19 protein-coding genes are annotated in these 19,763 nt (G+C 71.2%); 15 read left to right on the plus strand and 4 right to left on the minus strand.

Going from position 1 to position 19,763, the window contains the following annotated elements:
• From WMF19_RS25980 to WMF19_RS26035, 12 genes are all read left to right on the plus strand, one after another.
• Nucleotides 1-534, plus strand: coding sequence for a DUF3341 domain-containing protein (locus WMF19_RS25980; protein ID WP_437322571.1), 534 nt, complete (start codon nucleotides 1-3; stop codon nucleotides 532-534).
• On the plus strand, nucleotides 531-1,163 hold the full coding sequence (locus WMF19_RS25985; RefSeq protein WP_437901572.1) for a c-type cytochrome: 633 nt from the start codon (nucleotides 531-533) through the stop codon (nucleotides 1,161-1,163). Before WMF19_RS25980 ends, WMF19_RS25985 begins: the two co-directional genes overlap by 4 nt.
• A complete protein-coding gene (locus WMF19_RS25990; protein ID WP_437901573.1) occupies nucleotides 1,160-2,347 on the plus strand; it encodes a hypothetical protein in 1,188 nt (395 codons plus the stop codon). Before WMF19_RS25985 ends, WMF19_RS25990 begins: the two co-directional genes overlap by 4 nt.
• Entirely contained in the window at nucleotides 2,344-2,736 is a 393-nt protein-coding gene (locus WMF19_RS25995; RefSeq protein ID WP_437901574.1) for a hypothetical protein, read from the plus strand. The genes WMF19_RS25990 and WMF19_RS25995 overlap by 4 nt, the downstream gene beginning before the upstream one ends.
• Nucleotides 2,736-3,572 carry an SCO family protein gene (locus tag WMF19_RS26000; protein ID WP_437901575.1) on the plus strand — a complete coding sequence of 279 codons (837 nt, stop codon included), beginning with the start codon at nucleotides 2,736-2,738 and terminating at the stop codon, nucleotides 3,570-3,572. The genes WMF19_RS25995 and WMF19_RS26000 overlap by 1 nt, the downstream gene beginning before the upstream one ends.
• Complete coding sequence (gene coxB, locus WMF19_RS26005; protein ID WP_437901576.1) at nucleotides 3,569-4,657, plus strand: cytochrome c oxidase subunit II; 1,089 nt, start codon at nucleotides 3,569-3,571, stop codon at nucleotides 4,655-4,657. Before WMF19_RS26000 ends, coxB begins: the two co-directional genes overlap by 4 nt.
• Entirely contained in the window at nucleotides 4,654-6,312 is a 1,659-nt protein-coding gene (locus WMF19_RS26010; protein ID WP_437901577.1) for a cytochrome c oxidase subunit I, read from the plus strand. Before coxB ends, WMF19_RS26010 begins: the two co-directional genes overlap by 4 nt.
• Nucleotides 6,287-6,949: a cytochrome c oxidase subunit 3 gene (locus WMF19_RS26015; RefSeq protein ID WP_437322578.1), complete on the plus strand. Its 663-nt coding sequence runs from the start codon at nucleotides 6,287-6,289 to the stop codon at nucleotides 6,947-6,949. Before WMF19_RS26010 ends, WMF19_RS26015 begins: the two co-directional genes overlap by 26 nt.
• Nucleotides 6,950-6,975: 26 nt before the next feature.
• Nucleotides 6,976-7,308, plus strand: coding sequence for a cytochrome C oxidase subunit IV family protein (locus WMF19_RS26020; protein ID WP_437901578.1), 333 nt, complete (start codon nucleotides 6,976-6,978; stop codon nucleotides 7,306-7,308).
• Nucleotides 7,309-7,645: 337 nt separating this feature from the next.
• A complete protein-coding gene (locus WMF19_RS26025) occupies nucleotides 7,646-8,353 on the plus strand; it encodes a hypothetical protein (RefSeq protein WP_437901579.1) in 708 nt (235 codons plus the stop codon).
• A gap of 222 nt (nucleotides 8,354-8,575) precedes the next feature.
• Complete coding sequence (locus tag WMF19_RS26030) at nucleotides 8,576-9,637, plus strand: hypothetical protein (protein ID WP_437901580.1); 1,062 nt, start codon at nucleotides 8,576-8,578, stop codon at nucleotides 9,635-9,637.
• Nucleotides 9,638-9,707: 70 nt separating this feature from the next.
• Nucleotides 9,708-10,514: a ferritin-like domain-containing protein gene (locus tag WMF19_RS26035; RefSeq protein ID WP_437901581.1), complete on the plus strand. Its 807-nt coding sequence runs from the start codon at nucleotides 9,708-9,710 to the stop codon at nucleotides 10,512-10,514.
• 130 nt (nucleotides 10,515-10,644) lie between these two features.
• Here WMF19_RS26035 and WMF19_RS26040 read toward each other — a convergent pair whose 3' ends face one another.
• The 3 genes from WMF19_RS26040 to WMF19_RS26050 form a co-directional block, all read right to left on the minus strand.
• The gene (locus tag WMF19_RS26040; RefSeq protein WP_437901582.1) at nucleotides 10,645-11,652 is read right to left on the minus strand and encodes a Rieske 2Fe-2S domain-containing protein; all 1,008 of its coding nucleotides are present in this window, start codon (nucleotides 11,650-11,652) and stop codon (nucleotides 10,645-10,647) included.
• Nucleotides 11,653-11,710: 58 nt separating this feature from the next.
• Nucleotides 11,711-12,328 carry a TetR family transcriptional regulator gene (locus tag WMF19_RS26045; RefSeq protein WP_437901583.1) on the minus strand — a complete coding sequence of 206 codons (618 nt, stop codon included), beginning with the start codon at nucleotides 12,326-12,328 and terminating at the stop codon, nucleotides 11,711-11,713.
• Between the two features lie 147 nt (nucleotides 12,329-12,475).
• Entirely contained in the window at nucleotides 12,476-12,988 is a 513-nt protein-coding gene (locus WMF19_RS26050; protein ID WP_437901584.1) for a GNAT family N-acetyltransferase, read from the minus strand.
• Between the two features lie 525 nt (nucleotides 12,989-13,513).
• Between WMF19_RS26050 and WMF19_RS26055 the strand changes: the two genes are divergently transcribed.
• Both WMF19_RS26055 and WMF19_RS26060 read left to right on the plus strand, forming a co-directional pair.
• A complete protein-coding gene (locus tag WMF19_RS26055) occupies nucleotides 13,514-14,107 on the plus strand; it encodes a hypothetical protein (RefSeq protein WP_437322586.1) in 594 nt (197 codons plus the stop codon).
• A gap of 501 nt (nucleotides 14,108-14,608) precedes the next feature.
• Nucleotides 14,609-15,847, plus strand: a complete 1,239-nt coding sequence (locus WMF19_RS26060) for a hypothetical protein (RefSeq protein ID WP_437901585.1) — start codon at nucleotides 14,609-14,611, stop codon at nucleotides 15,845-15,847.
• 258 nt (nucleotides 15,848-16,105) lie between these two features.
• On the opposite strand, the gene WMF19_RS26065 is transcribed toward WMF19_RS26060, so the two are convergent.
• Entirely contained in the window at nucleotides 16,106-17,605 is a 1,500-nt protein-coding gene (locus WMF19_RS26065; RefSeq protein ID WP_437901677.1) for a phytoene desaturase family protein, read from the minus strand.
• Nucleotides 17,606-17,961: 356 nt separating this feature from the next.
• On the opposite strand from WMF19_RS26065, the gene WMF19_RS26070 reads away from it, so the two are divergent.
• On the plus strand, nucleotides 17,962-19,668 hold the full coding sequence (locus WMF19_RS26070; protein WP_437892808.1) for a protein kinase domain-containing protein: 1,707 nt from the start codon (nucleotides 17,962-17,964) through the stop codon (nucleotides 19,666-19,668).
• Nucleotides 19,669-19,763 lie beyond the last annotated feature (95 nt).

Here is a 19,763-nt window from a genome sequence, read left to right on the forward strand (position 1 = left end):
ATGAGGAGAGGACTGCTCGCCGAGTTCGAGACGCCCGAGGCGATGCTCCGGGCGATCGCGGAGCTCAGGAGCCGGGGATACCGGCGGCTCGACGCGTTCACGCCGTACCCCATCCGCGGCGTCGATGAGGCGCTCGGACTCCGCCGCTCGCCGCTCAACTGGATCATCCTGCCCTTCGCGATCGTGGGAACCGCGGCAGGCTACATCATCCAGTGGTTTTGCAACGCGTACGACTACCCGCTCATCGTGGGCGGGCGGCCGCCGCACGCCGCCCCGGCCTTCATACCGATCACCTTCGAGACGATGGTGCTCACGTCCTCCCTCACCGGCTTCGTCGTGCTGCTCGTCCTCGCCCGGCTGCCCGAGCTCTGGCACCCGGTGTTCGACGTCCCCGGGTTCGAGCGCGCCTCCATCGATCGGTTCTGGGTCGGCATCGACGCCCGCGATCCAGCGCTCATCAGCCCCATCGCCGAGCGCGATCTCACCGATCTCGGCGCCATCACCGTGGCCTGGGCCGGAAAGGAGCGCTCATGACGCGCGGACGGCTCCTCTCGCTCTCCTGCCTGGCCGCGGCGCTCTGCCTCTCGTGCACGCCGGTGACCACGGCCGACGCCGAGCCCGGCGACGTTGACCTGCTGGATCTCGAGCGCATGCTCAGGCAGCGGCGCTTCGCGCCCTACCAGCCGACAGACCTCTTCGACGACGGCTCGGTCATGCGCCACCCGCCGGCGGGCGCCGTGCCGAACGACCGCGTGACCGGCGATCCCGGGCTCACCCAGGGGTTCACGGGCGAAACGTACGTGGCGCGCATCCCGGTCCCGGTGACCCTCGAGCTGCTCCAGTACGGGAAGGAGCGCTTCGAGATCCACTGCGCCGCCTGCCACGGGATCGCCGGAGATGGAGAGTCGGAGGTCGCGCGCAACATGACGCTGCGGCGCCCGCCGTCCCTCGTCGACCCGCGCGTGCAGGCGTTCCCGCCCGGCCGCATCTACCGGGTCATCGTCGAGGGCTACGGCCTCATGCGCTCGTACGAGACCCAGGTCCAGCTGATGGAGCGCTGGGCGATCGTGGCCTATGTGAAGGCACTCGGGAAGAGCCGCGCCACCGCGCTCGACGCGCTCCCCCCACCCCTCCGCGAGCGCGCCCGGAAGGAGCTCCAGTGAACCGGCGATTCCCCATCTTCCGGGGCGGCCGCGCGATCGTGTCGAGGTCCCTCGGCCTCGCGCTCCTCGGCGCCCTGCTGCTCGTCATCGGCGCGTTCGTGGACCGGGAGCGGCTCTTCTACGCGTACCTTGCGGCCTACGCCTTCGCCGTGACCACGGCGGTCGGGGCGCTCCTCTTTCTCATGACCTGCCACGCCATGAACGCGACATGGCCGGTGGCGGTCCGCCGCCTCACGGAGGCGATCGTCGGGGCGCTGCCGCTCCTCTGCGCGCTGTTCGTCCCGCTCCTGTTCGGCCTCGGCGCGCTCTACGGGGAGTGGCTCCACCCCGAGTCGATCGGCGACGAGCACGTCCGATCCATCGTGCTCCACAAGGCGCCCTACCTGAACCTCCCGTTCTTCCTCGTGAGGACGGGGTTCTACTTCGCTGTCTGGCTCGTCTTCGGCGTCCTGCTCCGGCGCGGATCGATGACGGGCGACGCGAACCCGGCGCTCGCGGACAGCCGGCGCCTCCGCGTGATCAGCGTCGCCGGCCTCCCGCCCGTCGCGCTCACGCTCTCGTTCGCGGCCTTCGACTGGCTCATGTCCCTCGCGCCGACGTGGGTGTCCACGATGTTCCCCGTCTACGTGTTCGCCGGCGGCTTCGTCGCGGCGATCGCGCTGCTCACGGTGCTCGCGTTCGCCGCCGAGCGCGCCGGGCTCCTGCCCGGGCTGAACGAGTCGCACTACTACGCGCTCGGCCGGCTCCTCCTCGCGTTCACCATCTTCTGGGCCTACGCCGCGTTCTTCCAGCTCCTGCTGATATGGATCGGGAACAAGCCAGCAGAGGTGGAGTTCTACGTCCTCCGCTCCCACGGCCCGTGGGCGGTCATGTCCGTCGTCCTCGTGCTCACGCGGTTCGTGATCCCCTTCGTGATCCTGCTCAACTACAGGATCAAGCGGCGCCCGGCCTGGCTGTCGGCCGTCGCCGCCTGGATCTTCGTCGCGCACTACCTCGACATGCACTGGCTCGTCGCGCCCGAGGCCCCCGGCGCTCGCGCGCCGTTCCACTGGCTCGACGCGGCGGCGCTCCTCGCCGTGGTCGGCTCGTGCGTCGCGTTCACCGTGCTGCGGGCGCGCGGCAAGCCGCTCGTCCCCGTCAACGACCCGGCGCTGCCGGCCGCCTTCCGCTACGAGAGCGTATGACGTCCAACTATCGCCGACCCGACGTTCACCAGGAAGAGGATGTCGTCCAGTGGAAGATGATCCTCGCCGTCGCGTTCGCCGTCGTCGTGATCTTCATCGTCCTGGGCCTCTGGGCCTGGATGCTCATGCGCGGGCGCGAGGCGGAGCTCCGCCCCGCGGGGAAGGGCGCCGAGCGCGCCAGTGAGATCTCCCTGCCGCGCGACGAGGTGGCCGGGGTGGATCAGCGCATCTTCCGGCGCGAGGAGATGGGCGAAGAGGGCATCGGCACGGCGCTGAACCGCCGGAAGCGCGAGGAGCTCGGCCGCTTCGGCTGGGTCGACCGCAGCCGCGGGCTCGCGCAGATCCCGATCGAGGACGCGATGAATCTCGTCGTGGAGGAGAGCCGCTGATGAGGATGCAACACCCGTCCACCACGGCGTTTCTCGCGCTCGTGCTCGCGCGCGCGCCGGTCGCGGCCGCCGCCGATCCGCCGGCGCTCCCGCCCGCCGCGCGCGAGGCCGACATCGAGGAGCGCCTCGGGAGCGCCATCGACACGGCGCTCCCCTTCACCGACATGGACGGGCGGCGCGCCCCGCTCGCCGAGCACTTCGACGGGCGGCGGCCGGTCCTCCTGGTCCTCGCCTATTACCGCTGCCCGACGCTCTGCGGCCTCGTGCTGCGCGGCCTGGTCGCCGGCATGGCGAAGCTCGATTACCGGCTGGGCGAGGACTACCGCGCGCTCACGGTGAGCTTCGATCCGCGGGACACCCCGGCCACGGCGGCGCGGAAGAGGACAGCCGCGCTGTCGGCCCTCGGCCTGGCCGGCGCGCCGACGCCGGAGACCTGGCCCTTTCTGACCGGCGCGCTGCCCGAGATCCGCGCGCTCGCCGGCGATCTCGGCTTCCGGTTCGCTTATGACCCCCAGACGGAGCAGTACGCGCACCCCGCCGCCGTCTTCGTCCTCACGCCGCAGGGCCGCATCTCACGGATCCTCTATGGCATCGAGTTCTCCCCCCTCGATCTCCGCCTCTCGCTCCTCGAGGCGAGCCGGGGGCAGATAGGCACCCCGCTCGAGCGCGTGCTCATGACGTGTTATCGCTACGACCCCGCGAGCCGCCGGTACGGCCCTTATGTGGCCGGCTTCCTGAGGCTCGGCGGGGCCGCCATCCTGGCCTGGGTCGCCGCGGTGGTCGCCTTCTTCGGCTGGCAAGGGCGGCGGCGCAGGAGACTGGAGCGCGCGCGATGAACGAGCTGCTGCGCCAGCTGCTCTTCTTGCCCGAGCAGCGCTCCTCGCTGGCCCGCGAGATCGACGGGCTGCACTACTTCGTCATCCTGGTGACGATGGGCGGCGCCGCCCTCATCACGCTCATCGGCGGGTATTTCCTGATCCGCTATCGCCGGCGGCCCCAGGACACGCCGCGGCCGCACCCCGGGGCGTTCGCCCGCCCGGCGCTCTTCCTCGAGACGGTGTCGCTCTTCGCGCTGGGCTTCCTCTTCCTCACGTTCTGGACCATCGGCACGCGCCAGTTCGCCGACCTGCGCACGGCGCCGGACGACGCGCTCGACGTCTATGTCACGGGCAAGCAGTGGATGTGGAAGTTCGGTTATCCGGGGGGAGACAGCGAGATCTCGGTGCTCTACGTCCCCGCGCACAGGCCGGTCCGGCTCATCATGACGTCGCGCGACGTCATCCACAGCTTCTACGTGCCCGCGTTCCGCATCAAGCAGGACGTCATCCCTGGCCGGTACACAACGGCCTGGTTCGAGGCGAACGAGCCCGGCGCTTACCCCATCCTGTGCGCGGAGTTCTGCGGCACGAGCCACTCCGAGATGCGCGGCCAGGTGATCGCGCTCGCCCCGGTCGACTACGAGCGCTGGCTCGCGGGCGGCCTGGCGAGCGCCCCGGCGTTCGCGCAGAAGGCCGCCGCCGAGGCGGAGAACGAGCTCGCCGAGGCGGAGCCGACGATGCCGAGCCGCGGCGAGCTCGCCGCCGCGAAGCACGGCTGCCTCCGCTGCCACACCCTCGACGGAACACCGCACGTCGGCCCGAGCTGGGCCGGGCTTTACCGCGCCGTCGTACCGCTCGAGTCCGGCGGCGAGCGCGTCGCCGACGAGGCCTACATCACGGAGTCGATCATGGATCCGCTCGCCGCGGTGCACCGCGGGTTCCCGCCGGTCATGCCGTCCTATCTCGGACAGATCGCGCCGCCCGACGTCGCCGCGATCATCGAGCTCATGAAATCGCTTCGCGACGTCCCTCACGGCCCCGACGTGCCGTGGGACGGCGGGGTCCCCGGGAGCAGCGTCACGCCGGAGGGGGTAACGCCATGATGGCCCACGAGGTCGAGGGGACAGCGCCCGTCCACGGCGCGCACGAGGTCGATTATCTCCGCGCCGGCGCGGGCGTGCGATCGTGGCTGCTCACGACCGATCACAAGCGCATCGGGCTCATGTTTTACGTGCTCGTTGTGCTGATGCTCCTGCTCGGCGGCGCCTTCGCGCTGGTCCTCCGGACCGAGCTCCTGACCCCCGGGCCCACCGTGATCAGCGCGGCGATCTACAACCGCATGTTCACGCTCCACGGCGTGGTCATGGTCTGGCTCTTCATGATCCCGTCGATCCCGAACATCTTCGGGAACTTCGTCCTCCCGATCATGATCGGCGCCAAGGATCTCGCCTTCCCGCGCCTCAACCTGGCGAGCCTCTACGTCTACGCGATCGGCGCCGTCGTCACGCTGGCGGCGACGATCGCCGGGGGCGCCGACACCGGCTGGACGTTCTACCCGCCGTACAGCACGACCACGCCCGCGGGCGTCCTTCCGGTCGTGATCGGCATCTTCATCCTCGGCGTCTCGTCGATCATGACGGCGGTGAACTTCATCGCCACGACCCACACGATGCGGGCCCGCGGGATCAGCTGGGGACGCGTGCCGCTCTTCGTGTGGGCCATCTACAGCACGAGCATCATCATGCTGCTCGCGACGCCCGTCCTCGGCCTGACGATCCTGCTCGTCGGGCTGGACCACGTCTACCATTTCGGCGTCTTCGATCCGACGCTCGGCGGCGATCCCGTGCTGTTCCAGCACCTGTTCTGGTTCTACTCCCACCCTGCCGTCTACATCATGGTGCTCCCGGCGCTCGGGGTCATCAGCGAGGTGGTCTGCACCTTCGCGCAGCGGCAGCCGGCGTCCTACTGGGCGATCGCCCTCTCGTCGTTCGGCATCGCGCTGATCGGGTTCGCGGGGTGGGGGCACCACATGTTCGTGGCCGGGATGAGCGAGCTCGACGCCGGGATCTTCGGCGCGTTCTCGATGTTCATCGCCATCTTCTCCGCCATCAAGGTCTTCACCTGGGTGGCGACGCTGCACAGGGGGGCCATCCAGTTCAACACCCCGATGCTCTATTTCTTCTGGTTCCTGTTCCTCTTCGTCTTCGGCGGCATGACGGGCGTCGCCGTGGCCACGCAGTCGCTCGACGTCCACTGGCACGACACCTATTTCGTCGTCGCCCACTTCCATTTCATCATGGTGGGCGGCACGCTCACAGCGTTCCTCGCGGCGGCGCACTACTGGTTCCCCAAGATGTTCGGCCGCGCCTACTCGGAGCCGATGGGGCTGCTCACCTCGTTCGGGGTGTTCCTTGGGTTCATCCTGACGTTTCTCCCCCAGTTCCTGGCGGGCAACGCCGGGATGCCGCGCCGCTATTACAGCTATCCGGCGCAGTACCAGTGGCTGAACGTCCTCTCGACGGGCGGGGCCTACCTGCTCGCGGGCGCGCTCGTGCTCGCGCTGCTCAACCTCCTCATCGCCCTGCGCTGGGGGCCGCGCGCCAGCGCCAATCCATGGAGGTCCCGGAGCTACGAGTGGATGACGCCGCGCATCCCGCCGGAGCACAACTTCCCCGTGACGCCGGTCATCGATCGCGGCCCGTACGATTACCACCTGACCGAAGAGGAAGCCCATGCCCGAGTCTCAACCGCCCGCTGAGCAGCTCGCGCCGGCGCGGCTGGCCATGCAGTTCGAGGATCTCGAGAAGCAGACCCACGCCGCGCATTTCGGCATGTGGATCTTCCTCGCCAGCGAGATCCTGCTCTTCGCCGGGCTCTTCGCCCTCTACGCCTCCTACCGCGCGGTCTTCGGCCACGAGTTCAGCGCCGGCGTCGCGCACAACAACGCCGTCATCGGGACCTCGAACACCGCGATCCTCCTGACGAGCAGCCTGCTCGTCGCGCTGAGCGTCTACGCCGTGCGCCTCGACCGGCCCACGATGGCCGGCCGCCTCCTGCTCGGCGCCATCGCGCTCGGCCTCGCCTTCCTCGTGCTGAAGGGCGTCGAGTACACCCAGCACTTCCACGAGGGGATCTTCCCCGGCTCGGCCTACCGCTTCGAGGAGCTCCCGCAGGCCGGCGCGAAGATGTTCTTCACCCTCTACTTCCTGACGACCGGGCTCCACGCGATCCACGTCACGGCGGGGCTCGTGGTCCTCGGCTGGCTCACGTGGGGGTGCTTCCGGCGCCGGTACGGCGCGGGCAACGACACCCACATCGAGCTCGGCGGCCTCTACTGGCACCTGGTCGACGTGATCTGGATATTCCTCTGGCCGATGCTCTACCTGATGCACTGATGCACCGCTAACGGCACGTTGCGCCCATGACCGTCAAGCACCTCTCCTCGCGGACCTACGTGATCGTCTGGCTCCTCCTCATGGGGCTGACGCTGGCGTCGTACCTCCTCTCGCTGGCCCACCTCGGCGAGGCCGACGTCGTCGCGGCGCTGCTCATCGCCACGGCGAAGACGCTGCTCGTGCTGCTCTTCTTCATGCACCTCATCGAGCAGCGCTTCACGAACGCCCTCCCCATGATCGTGGCGGCGCTCCTCGTCGGCCTGATGCTCACGCTGATGCTCAGCGACGTGACGAGCCGCCAGGCGATCTTGCAGCGGCCGATCCCGCTGCCCCGGCCGCCCGCGGCCACGCCCCGATGACGGCCGCGCCCCGGTGATCCGTCCGTCGCGCGAGCGCGCCCGCCGGCCCGGGGCGTAGCGCGCCGTCGTCGCGCGGCGACGGGCGCTCGCCCGCGTCGCGATGGCCGCGCGGCGCCGTCGCGCGTCGCGAAGGACGCGCGGTCGAGCTCGTCCGGGCGACGCAGGAGCTCGGCTGTCGTCGGAGGGCGCGCGACGCCGATCTCACCGCATCGGGCGCCGCTCACATGGCCTATCCGCCGCGCTGTTTCAGGCCTACAAACACGTGCTCTCGGTGCCGCGCGACGGCCCTGCGGAAGGGTGTCTGCGCCTCCGGCATTGAACGTTCGTAGGAGCGATCATGAAGAGGTGGATTGGGCGGGCCGCGGTCCTGAGCGGCCTCGCCGCGGCCGCGTGCACCGCCGGCCCGGCGGACTCGCCGTGGCTCGCGGACGGGGACGGGTCTCTTTCGCTGGACTGGGCGGCGGCCTCTCCGACGGCGTTCCGCGGCGCCCCCGGGAACGTCGACCCGAGCGCGCCGTGCTCCGCGCGGGTCCTCTTCACGGAGGCCTTCGCGGACAACGCGACCCGGTGGAGCCTCGCGGCGGGGTGGGAGATCGGGCCGGCGAGGGCGTCGAGCGACCAGCGCGCTGGGTTCCCCGATCCGGCGAGCGATCACACCGAGGCCGGCGACAACGGCGTGGCGGGCGTGGTGCTCGGCGGCAGCCCGAGCGTCACCGCGCCGCACCCGCAGCGCTACCTGACGAGCCCCGCCGTCGACGCGCTCGTGAGCGGGCGAGTCACGCTGTCGTTCTGGCGATGGCTGAACACGACCTACCGCAACAAGGCCCGCGTCGAGGTCTTCGACGGATCGCGCTGGCGGATCGTCTACGAGTCTCCGCACGACGATGTCACCGAGTCCGGATGGAAGCGCGTCACCTACGACCTCACGCCCTACAAGAGCTCGACCTTGAGGGTGCGGTTCGGCTACAGCGCCGTCATCGCCTTCGGCGGCGCGCCCATGTCGGGCTGGAACATCGACGACGTGCAGATCGGCGCGTGCCGCTGAGTCGGCTCATGACCCGAGCGGGAGGGCGCCCGCGCGCTCCCCTGTGCACCGCGACGAGACACACCACGACTGCCATTTTCCTTTCCTGCTGGCATCCATCACGACCCCGAGCTCGGCCATCGATGGCCCTGGCACCTTGCTTGCTCGACCCGGCCTCGGAGCGCGCGAGGACGCAACCTTGCGCCAACCTGTGCCAGAGAAAGGACGGATCGAACCATGGCCATGCAGAAGAAGCGAAAGGTGCTGAAGGCGCCGTTCATCGTGACCGTCGCCGCGGCGGCCTCGCTCACGGGCGCGATGGCCTTACCGGGGTGCACTCCCACGGTGAGCGACGGCAGCTGTCCGGAGTCGGCGCCCGCGGTCGGATCGAGCTGCGAGGTGGACGATCTCTCGTGCGGCTATGGCGACGACGGGTGCGGCCGCCCCATCGACTACACGTGTTCGGACGGTGTGTGGGAGCAGGCGCCCACGGCGACGTGCAACCCGCCTCCGCCGCCGGAGTGCCCGCCGGCGCTGCCGGCGGCCGGCAGCGCGTGTGCGCAGCCCGGGATGAACTGCAACTATGACGAGCCGCTGCCCACCGGTTGCCCCTCGACGGTGACGTGCGGTGACGACGCCACGTGGTCCGAGCCGTACGCGCCGGCTTGCAACCCGCCGCCCGTGGAGTGCCCCCTGGAGAAGCCGGCGGCCGGCAGCGCCTGCGTGCAGCCCGGGATGAGGTGCCCCTACGAGGACGCCGCGCCCGCCTTGAGCTGCCCCACGATGCTGACGTGCGGTGACGACGGGACGTGGGCCGAGACGGTCGTGCCGACGTGCAACCCGCCGGCGCCTGTGTGCCCCGAGAAGATGCCGTCCGACGGGGACCTCTGCGAGGGAGGGACCGGGCCTTGCCCCTACGAGATGATGACCGGCTGCGGCCCGATGCCGACCCAGGCCGAGTGCGTTCAGCAAAAGGACACCTGGAGCTGGCAGGTAGCCGAGATCTTCTGCAACCCGCCGCCCCCTGAGGTCTGCCTCACGGCAGCCACCGAGGATGCGTGCGCCAACCTCGGGCCGGCGTGTCGCTGGCTCACGCCAGGCTGCGGCGACGCCTCGGAGACACCCGTGCTGGCCCAGGCGGGCTGCTTCCCGAGCCAGGGTTGCGAGGTCGACGAGGCGTGTCCGGGGGGGACGCGCTGCCAGGAACTCGTCATCAACCCCTGTTACAAGCAGGCCTGTGACGCTTGCGGCTCGACGGTGAAGGTGTGCGCGCCGCCGGGCGGGCGCCCGAGCGCGTCGCCGTGAGCTCCTCCAGGGGCGGCGAGCGCCCGTCTCCCGCCTTGCCGCCCCCGGACTCCCCGCCTAGCGTGATCCCATGAAGGACGCCCCCGACGCAGAGCAGGACAGCGCCGCTGACGCAGAGGCGCCGCGCGGGCAGCGCGCCCCCCTCCCGCCCGCGAGCGACGCGGTGCGCGCCGAGTGGGGGCGGCGCGTCGAGGCCGAGTACCGCTCGGCGGCGATCACACAGCACCTCACGCTCTGGCTGATCCAGATGGGCGCATCGCCGGATCTCATCGACGACGGCCTCCGCATCGTCAAGGACGAGCTCGCGCACGCGCGCCTCAGCCATCGCGTCCACGCCCGCGCGGGCGGCGGCGCCTTGCCGGCGCTCCGCCGCGAGACGCTCGGGCTCAGGAGCAACGGAGACGAGGCGCTCGAGGTGGCCGTCGCCCGGGCGGGCGTGGAGGTGTTCTGCCTGGGAGAGACGGTCGCGGTCCCGCTCTTCAAGGTGCTCCGCGAGGGGTGCACCGTGCCGGTCGCGCGCCGGGCGCTCGACCGCATCCTGCGCGACGAGGTGCGGCACCGCGACTTCGGCTGGACGCTGCTCCGTTACCTGCTCGAGCAGCCGTGCGCGCCGGCCGTGAGGCAGCTGGTGGAGCGCGAGCTCCACGCCATGTTCACGCGGCTGCGCAGGAGCTACATGCCCCCTGGCGGCGCGAGGCGCGCGGCGATCTCCGACGACGACCGCGCCTGGGGCCTGATGGCGCCCGCTCGATACGGCGAGATCCTCGAGCGCGCCGTGGAGCGGGACTACGTCCCTCGCTTCGGCGAGCACGGTCTGGATGCGACCGCCGCGTGGCGCGCGGCCACAGCGCCCGACCGGTCCGCCGCGTCCCCCTGAGCCGGACGCCTCCCGTCCGCCGCGCGGCGCCGCAAGACTGCCGCGCCTCGTGCGCCGGACCCCGCCCGCCCTCCCCCACAGCGCCGCTGGAGCTCGGTCTTCCAGGCCTGGAGCCTGCGCGGACGGGCCGTCACGCCATCACGCGGATCACCCGCCGCTCCGGCAGGCTCGCTCGCCTCTGCTCCCATTCGCCGCGCGCCGCCGACTCGAGGATGCGGCGCAGGAGCAGCGCTGGCGCGTCCGCCTCGACGTGGTGCTCGCGGAGGGCCCCCGGTTCCGCGCAGGCGAGCTCCGCGCTCTCCAGGAGGATCCGGTCCTGCCGGAGGATCGCCGGCTCTTCCTGGCGAAAACGCACGCGCGCCCCGAAGGGCAACGCCCTCGCGATCATCCACTCCAGGCGGCACCGATCGGGCGCGGTCGGGACGAAGTGCAGGACGATCCGGCGCGAGGGGCCTCCCAGCGAGCGCACCTCGACGCGGTCGGGGAGCTTGAACGAGAGCAGCGTCTGCAGCGACCGCTGCCCGGGCGCGCCGCCGTCCTCGCGGACCGGCCCGCGCAGCGTCATCCCGTCGGGCGCCGGCCGCAGCTCGAGGAGCTCCTCGCGCAGGCCGCGGAACAGCGCGGTGTAGAACTGCCAGTGAGTCCACGGGTGCGCAAACGCTGGATGACACCAGTCGAGGTTGTTCTCCAGGCCTTTGATGGAGGCGCACCCGAGCTCCACCGAGCCCTGATCCCAGCGGTGCGCCGCAAAGCCGTCGATGCTCGGCGCTGGCGGCGGCGCTCCGCCGTGGCTCTCGCCGAGCCAGACCCACACATACCCGTCCTGCTCCGCGCACGGGAACGCGGGGACACCGCACCTCTCGGGGATGCGCCTGCCCCCCGCGAGCGACGGGATGTGCACGCACTCGCCGCCGCCGCTGTATCTCCAGCCGTGGTATCCGCACGCCAGCGCTCCCTGGGTCACGCGCCCGAGAGACAGCTTGACGCCGCGGTGGCAGCAGCGATCCGCGAGCGCGCGGGGACGGCGGCCGCCTCCGCGAAATACGACGATGTCCCGATCGAGGACCCGGACCGCACGAGGGGCATCCCCGAGCTGCGAGGACGCACAGGCAACATACCAGTACTCCCTGAGGAACATGACCTCACCTCCAGAAAACATTCACGGATGTATGTAAATCGACACAAAAAAACCGCCCTCAGCGCCGGAGCCCGCGCAGGAACGTCGCGACCATGCGGCGCACGACGGCCCTCGACTCCAGCACCTTCGGGTCCATGAGGTGCAGCGCGGTCGCTCCGTGCACGAGGCTGACGGCCGCGAGGGCGGCAGCCCTCGGGTCGGTGGCGCGGTCGATCTGGCCGGCCGCGATGCCCTTGCGCACAAGGTCGGCGACCATGTCGACCAGGCGGCGCGCGCTCGCGATCTTCTGCTGGAATCCTGGCTCGAGCTCGGGCGTGAGCTCGGTCTTGAACAGCGTGATCGAGAGGACCGCGCGGTACTCCGGATCTTCCTCGAGGTACTCGAGCGATCGCGTGAGCAGGCGCTCGATCGATTCGAGCGGCGAGTACCGGGGCGACAGCGCCTCGGCGAAGACCTCGTTCGCCTTGGCGCAGCGCTCGCCGATCAGCGCCGAGTAGAGCTCCACCTTGCCCTTGAAGTGCCAGTAGACCGCGCCCCGCGTCAGCCCGGCTTCCGCCGCGACGTCCTGCAGCGTCGCCGCCGAGTATCCCCTGCGGCTGAAGACGCGCAGCGCCGCGTCGAGGATCTGCTCGCGGGTCGCCGCTGCTTCCTCCTTCGTCCGTCGCACCCACTTCATATACATTCACAAATGTATGTCAGCAAGCCCGATCGTCACGTGGTCGGCGGCGGAGCGCGGAGCGCGCGGGTGGGGCCGCCGTCGGGACGGGCAAGGCGATCTGGCGGAGAGGACGCGAGATCAGTCGTGAAGACGCCGGACCCGGGCTCAGGTCGCGAAGACGGCGAACTCGGGGCTATAGACGACCACGCCTCGGGCGCGCTCCAGCGCTCCGTGCGCGAGCTCGATCGCCATGAACGCCTCATCCGCCGCGTACTCGTTGCCGAGGCCGTACAGGCTTGCCTTCTTGAACCCGAACCGCGCGTAGTACTCGGGCGATCCGAGGACGACGGCGAACGCGAAGCCGGCGTCCCTGCACGCCGCGATCCCCCGTCGCGCCAGCGAAGAGCCGATGCCGCGGCGCTCCAGCCCAGGTGAGACCGCGAGCGGCGCGAGGCCGACGCCTTTGCCGGGGACGCCGTCGCCGGCGATCGTCACGGGGCTGAACAGGACATGTCCGACGATGCCCGCGTCCGTCTCCGCGACGAGCGACACGGCCGCGCGCCCCGCGTCCCGCAGCCTGTCCACGAGATCCGCCTCGAGCGCCGAGGGAAATGCCGCGAGGTGAACGGCGCGTATCCCCGCTTCATCCCCCGCGCGCTCGGGCCTGACGTCGATCATCGATGCCCCCCTCCAGATCGAGGCCCCTCGGCCGATCCGCCTGCGCGAGGGGGAGCGTCCGGCGCCGTCCCCCGCCCGCGAGCGGCGTCAAGCGCCGAAGCGGGCGTGGTTATGACAGACCATGTCCGACCGGGTCGACACCTCGATAACGCCCCCGCCTCTCCAGTTTTCCACAGGAGTTCTCCACAGGACATCCCCTGGACAACAGCTGGATTCTGTCGATTACCATCGCCGCGCAAGCCTCTTCTCGTCATGGCCATTCGGGCAGCCTAGCGGAACCCCGCGCCGCGGGGTGAACCGGCGCCTACCAGACAATGCAACTAACCGTAATTACTATATTTTTTCCGGCCACAGCCCCCGCCGTCCGCCCCTGACAGGTTGGGACAATGTCCGTCCGATCGATCCCTTTCCCGACGGGTCGAAGATGACTATCCATGGTAGACATCAAGGACGCGGCGCGACGGCGTGTCTCTCGCATGAGCGTGTAAATGGCGCGCCGGAATGCTTCGTTTTGGAGGAGACTTCATGGAAAAGATCTCGCTCACGTACTTTGTCGACTTCGTTCTCAAGGCCGGGACGCCCAAGCTGACGGGCGTCAGGGAGTTCAAGGAGCGGAAGGACGAGCTCCACACGGACTTTTACAGGCAGGTGCGAGAGGCGATCGTCGACATGCACAGGAGCGGAAAGCCCACCAGCGTGCTCGACGGCTTCCTCGCCGCGCAGCACGACGAGCGGCGCCGCCGCATCTACCCGTCGGTGGTGAACGGATATCGCAAGTTCCTCGCCTCGACGAAGATGACGTGGTTCGAGCCGCCGGCGTCGACGTATCGCCTCGGCGATCTCGAGATCAACGTCAACCCGGAGCTCGGGCTCGTCATCGATGGGACGCCGCATGTCATCAAGATGTATTTCCGCGGGGAGCCCCTGTCGTCCAAGCGCGTCTCGGTCGTGCTGAACCTGCTCATGAACGGGCTCGCAGAGAGCACGCCGGGCGGCGCCTTCGCGGTGCTCGACGTGCGGAACGCCAAGATTCACACCTTCAAGGTGCCGAACCCGCGGCTCAGCCTGCTCCTCCGCGGCGAGGCGGCGTCCTTCGCCACCATCTACACCGGGCTGTGATCGCGGCGCCGCGGAGCGAGGCGGCGCCGCGCAGGCATCGCACCACATCATCTCCCGGCGTCCACCGAGCCCACGGCGCCCACCGCGACGCCCACTGCGACACCGGCGTTGCCGCGCCGCGCGCCCTCCGCCGCTCATCCCGGCGGGGGGCGCGCGGCGCTCGCGCCCGCCCGGTGCAGGACGCGCACCGGGTGGACGCGGGAGCCGAAAGGTCGATGTCACGACGACGACGCCGTGACGCCATGACGCGACGACGCGACGACGCGACGACGCGACGACGCGACGACGTGATGACGCGACGCCGCAACGAATGGCGCACACGCAACAGAGCTGTAGGAGATCGACGCCTCTGGCCTCATCGCAGAACGTACAAGCAGAGTAAAAATGACCGATTCAGAGAAAGAGAACTACGATCGCTCCGGCAGTTTCGTTTATCCTCGGGCTGCCATGGACCGTCGCGCGCAGATCACCGCAACCCCGCTTCATGTGCCCAGCATTCTTGTGGTCCTTGATCCCGCGTGGCCGGCGCTTTTCAGCCTGTGCCTCGCGGTGGCGCCGGGCTGCGGGGTGCTCCTGCACCGTTGCGATGCGGCCACCGCCGCGACGATCGCCGCCGAGCGGCGGCCGCTCGCGATCCTCCTGTCCAACAGCGTCTACGCAAGGGATCCGGCCGATTTCGAGGCGCTCGCCCGGGACGTCCACTCGACGTTGCTCCGGCTCGACGAGGAGGTCAGCGAGCGAGAGCTCGAAGCGATGCTGAACGGCGCGCTGCGCGAGACGCGCGAGATGAACGCGCAGCGCGACACGGGGCGGCGCGACGAGGGCGGCGGGCGCTACACGATGATCGGGGCGCAGCGCAGCGAGACCTTCGGCTCCAAGGGGTCCTCGGGCGGGGACTCGCGCGCACAGCAGAGGGCAGGCGCGAGCGCCGATCCCCGCCTCGCGCCGCGGGTCCGCGAGACGTCAACGAGCCACAGCACGCTGCCGCCGCCCTCGGCGCGCTCCGCCGCCCCGCCGTCGGCCCGGGCGCCCCTCGCGAGCCACGCGCTCACCCCGGTGCCCCCGTCGAGCGCGCCGCCGTCGTTCCGCTCCCCGCCGCCGGTGCCCTCGGCGCCGCCGCTGGCGCGCACGCAGCCGAGCGCTTACGCGCCGGGCGGGTCGCAATCGACACCGCCGCCCTCCGCCCGCCCGTTCTCGAGCCCCGCGGTTGCGCACGCGGAGACCGCCGCGAGCGGCCGCCTGTCGAGCCTGCCCCCGTCGTCGCGCCCCGAGCCCTTGTCGAGCCCGCCCCCGTCGATGCGCTCACAGCTCCTGTCGGGTCCACCTCCGTCGACGCGCGCGCAGCCGAGCGCGCCGCCGGTCCCCTCGTCGCGCCCTCTGCCGGGGGGCCCTGCGGCGCGCCGGCCCACGCCGATGCCGTCGAGCGGGCAAGCTGGGCCGCCCTCCTCCAGGCGCAGCCTGCCGAGCCCGCCGTCCCTGCGCACGATGGCGAATTCGCCTCCCTCCGTCCGCTCCGTCCCGCCCGGCATGCTCCCGGGCGCCGAGCCCCCGCCGTCGATCAAGACGATGGCCCCCCTGTCGGCGCGGATGGCCCCAGCGTCCTCGGTGCGCCCCGAGCTGTCGCCGCGCTCAGGCGTGCGAGAGCGGGGCAGCGAGGAGCTCGACGCCGTGTTCGAGGATCAGAAGCTGCCGCTCGACGCGCTCGCGCGGGGCAACCGCGGCAGCACGACCACGCGCTGAAGCGCGGGGCCAGAGCGTTTTCCGCCCACCTCTGCCCCCTACAGCTCAGACCTCTGCCCCCTACAGCTCAGAGCGACGCTCTCCCCCGCACAGGAAACAGCAGAGCGACGGTCACCCCCGCACAGGAAACAGCAGAGCGACGGTCACCCGCACAGGAGACGGGCCCAGATCGGCGTTTTCGGCGCGCAAGCGCACTCCAGTGCGCTGAGCACCGAAAACGTCGAGATGGGCCCGTATCCGAAGCGGGTGACCGTCGCTCTAGCGGGGGCGGGTGAGCCACGATACGGAGGAGCCCGCGGCGCGCCCGAGCAGATCGCCGGCGATGTCGATCAGCGCGGGCGGCGCGGGCGCGCCGGGATCGCGGCCGAGATCGACGAGGATGCGGTCGACGCACTCCATCGCGCTCGAGGCGGCGAGATCCATCCCCGCGCCGCGCCCTCCGGCGGCGCGCCCTGCGAGGTACAGCCCCCGCACGGGCGTGTACACCGCCGGCCGCGCGCGGCCGACCTGGCCCGGCGTCTGCGCTGTCCCCGCCGCGATCTCGCCGCCAGGAGCGCACGCCTCTCGACCTCCGTCCGCTGGGGATCCGTCGATGAAGATCGCCTGGGAGAGCAGGCCGGGGACCGCCGCCGACAGCGCGCGCAGGAGCTCGTCGACCGTCGCGCCGGGTCCACCGCGCGAGGCGCCGCCGCTCCCACCAGGTACGGCGCACGCGCAGAGGAGCTCATGCCCGGGCGGCGCGAGCGACGGGTCGAAGCGCGTCGGCGCGAGGCAGTAGAACGGGAGCGCCGGCGCGCCCACGCCGCCGGCGAGACCGGCGAGCGCGCCCGCCCCGACGAGCCGCCTGCGCAGCCCCATCTTGACCTCGATCAGCCTCGGCCGCGGCGTGATCGCACGGACGCGCGCCACGTAGGCGTCGGGGAAGTGCGGCTCGCCGACGAGGCCCGAGACCGTGCGCTGGAGCCCGGCCGCGCTCACCACGATCCGCGCGGGGAGCACCGTTCCATCCTCGAGCTCGACGCCGCGCACGCGACGATCGCGCACCAGCACGCGGCGCACGATCGTGCCCGTCCACACGGCAGCGCCGAGCTCCCGGGCCAAGCGGCAGAAGACCTCGGGGATCCGCGACGCGCCGCCCTCGGGATAACGCTGCCGGCCGGCGCGGGCGAGCCGGCGCAAGGAGAACAGCGCCTCGCCCGCCGATGCCTCGGTCCCTGGCAGCAGCAGCGGCAGGCCAAGCAGCCCGCCGAGCCGAGCGGCGGCCGCGGCGCGCGGAATGAAGCGGGCCACGTACGCCTCGGCCGTCACGTCGTCGCACGCCGCAAGATCGACGTCGCGCATCGCCGCCGCGTGCGCGAAGAGACGCGCGGCGCCCGCGGCCTCCAGCGGCGTGAGGTCGAGGCCGCGCGCGAGATCCAGGGCGGCCCCGGGGAGCCGGAGGAGCTCGGCTTGCAGGACGACGCGGCGAGCGCGCGCTGCCCCGGCGCGGGCGCCCGCGAAACAGAGCACCGCCGGCTCGTCGTCCTGCCGGAAGGTGATCGCGTCGCCCTGGCCCACGCGGCGGAGCACATCGCCGAGCGGGCCCTGCTCGCCACAGCCGAGCATGTGCGTGGCTGTGTCGACACGGAACCCGTCCCTCTCGTAAGCGGCAGAGGAGCCGCCCAGGCGGCGCTCCCTCTCGACGAGCAGGGTCGGGATGCCGGCGTGCGCAAGGAGGAGCGCCGCGGCAGCACCGCCGACGCCAGAGCCGATCACCACTGCGCGCAAGGGAGCCTCGTCCATGACGTCACGAGAACATACCGCGGAGCGCCCCCGCGCGGCGCGCGCCGCACCGCCGGCAATCACGCGGAAACCGCGCTGGAATCACGCGAGGAGACGCGAGGAGACGCAAGGAGACGCAAGGAGACGCGAGGGGAGGCCGCAGGATGCGAGGAGACGCGTGAGCCACGTGAGAGGACACTGGGCCACGCGAGGAGACACCGGGCTACGCGGAATCACGCAGGGCAAGGCAGCGCAGCACACCGCGACTCGACAAAGCGCCTAGGCGCGCGCCGAGCGTTGACCCTCGAGAGCGGCCCCCCGTAGAGTGTAGCCTTGCAGCCGACGTGCCCGCTATGAAGACCTGCCCGCAGTGCCATCAGCGTTACCCGGCCGACAGCGCCTTCTGCTTCATCGACGGCTCGTCGCTCGTCTCCGAGAAGGATCCCCGCATCGGGACGTCGATCGCGGGCCGCTACGTCATCGAGCAGGGCCTCGGGATCGGTGGGATGGCCACGGTCTACAGGGCGTACAACAAGCTGATCGGCACCCCGTGCGCCATCAAGATCCTGAACCGCGAGTTCGCGCAGGACACGACGACGCGGGAGCGCTTCCGGCGCGAGGCACGGCACGCCCAGCGGCTCGCGCACCCGAACATCATCGAGATCTTCGATCAGGGCGACACCGACGACGGGCTGCCCTTCCTCGTGATGGAGCTGCTCCAGGGGACGAGCCTCGCCGACGTGGTGGAGCGCAGCCGGGTGCCGCTCGCGCGGGCGCTGCCCATCTGGGTGCAGATGGCGCGCGCCCTCGGCCGAGCGCACGACTTCGACGTCGTTCACCGCGATCTCAAGCCGGAGAACGTGTTCCTGCTGAAGGGCGACTGGGTGAAGCTCCTCGACTTCGGCATCGCCCGCTGCGCGCAGGACGCGCGGCTCACCAACCTCGGCGAGATCTTCGGCACACCTCAGTACATGGCGCCCGAGCGCAGCACGACGATCGACGCGGGCCCCCCGGCGGACCTCTACTCGCTCGGGGTCATCATGTTCGAGATGATCACGCAGCGGCTGCCGTTCGACGCGCCGGATCCGGCGAGCTGGATCCTGAAGCACATGAACGAGCAGCCGCCGCACCTCAAGGAACTGGCTCCGGAGATGCCGGACGCGCTCGACCGCCTCGTCAGCGCCCTGCTGGCGAAGGATCCCTCCGAGCGCCCCGTCGACGCGTACCGCGTGCTCGCGGAGCTCGAGGAGATCGCGGCCGCGAGCCGGATCGCGCTCCCCCCGCCGCCGGAGGCGATGCCGCGCGACTCGGCCGTGCGCTCGAGGGGCGCCGGGCGCGATCCCTGGGTCAGCCGGCTCGAGCTGTTCGAGCGGATGACGGCCCGCGCGTTCGGCGCGTCGGCGCCGGCGGACATCCAGCGGCAGCTCGACGCGCTGCGCGGCGTCGTGCGGGAGCACGCCGACCTCCGCTCGAGGGCCCTCGACGAGCAGCGGCGCCTCGAGGGCGTCGCCGAGGAGTGGCGGGACGGCCGGATGCAGATCGGACGGGCGATGGATGCGCTCACGGTCGACGCCTCGCTCACGCGCGACGAGGCCCGATCCTTCCGCGCCAGGGTGGCGCCGCTCAACGCGGCGACGCAGGCGTTCGTCCCCGAGGTGCTGATCGCGCACAAGGAGGCCGTGCGCTGGGAGGGCCGGTGCGGGTTCGCCGAGCCCTACCTCGAGCTCGCCGCCAGCTACCGCAGGCTGGCCGAGCTCGTCGAGGGCTGGTACGCGTCGCGCAAGGCGGACTACGAGGCGGAGAGCGAGGCGATCGCCCGCGAGCACGAGGTGGCCGAGGTGGACGCGCAGATCAAGAAGCTGCGCGAGCGCCTCGAAGAGCTCGACAGGCAGCTCGAGGCGCGGCGCCGGGAGTCCCAGGAGCGCATCGCCGAGATCGGGCGGAGGGTCGATCAGCTCGACGCCGAGCTGCTCCACCTGGCCAGCCGCTTCTGCGCGCCGCTCCGATCGAAGCCGGAGCTCGGCTCGCTCTTCGTGGAGCTCGAGCGGCTCGCCGGCTGACCGCTCCGCTCCGGCGCGCCTCGGGCGCACACCGTGGCGGCGTGTCGCAGGTCGCGGCGCTCCGGCGAGGGCTTCCCTGCGGCGCGCGTGGATCC

The sequence above is a fragment of the Sorangium sp. So ce124 genome, from assembly GCF_051525235.1.
Lineage (GTDB): Bacteria > Myxococcota_A > Polyangia > Polyangiales > Polyangiaceae > Sorangium > Sorangium atrum.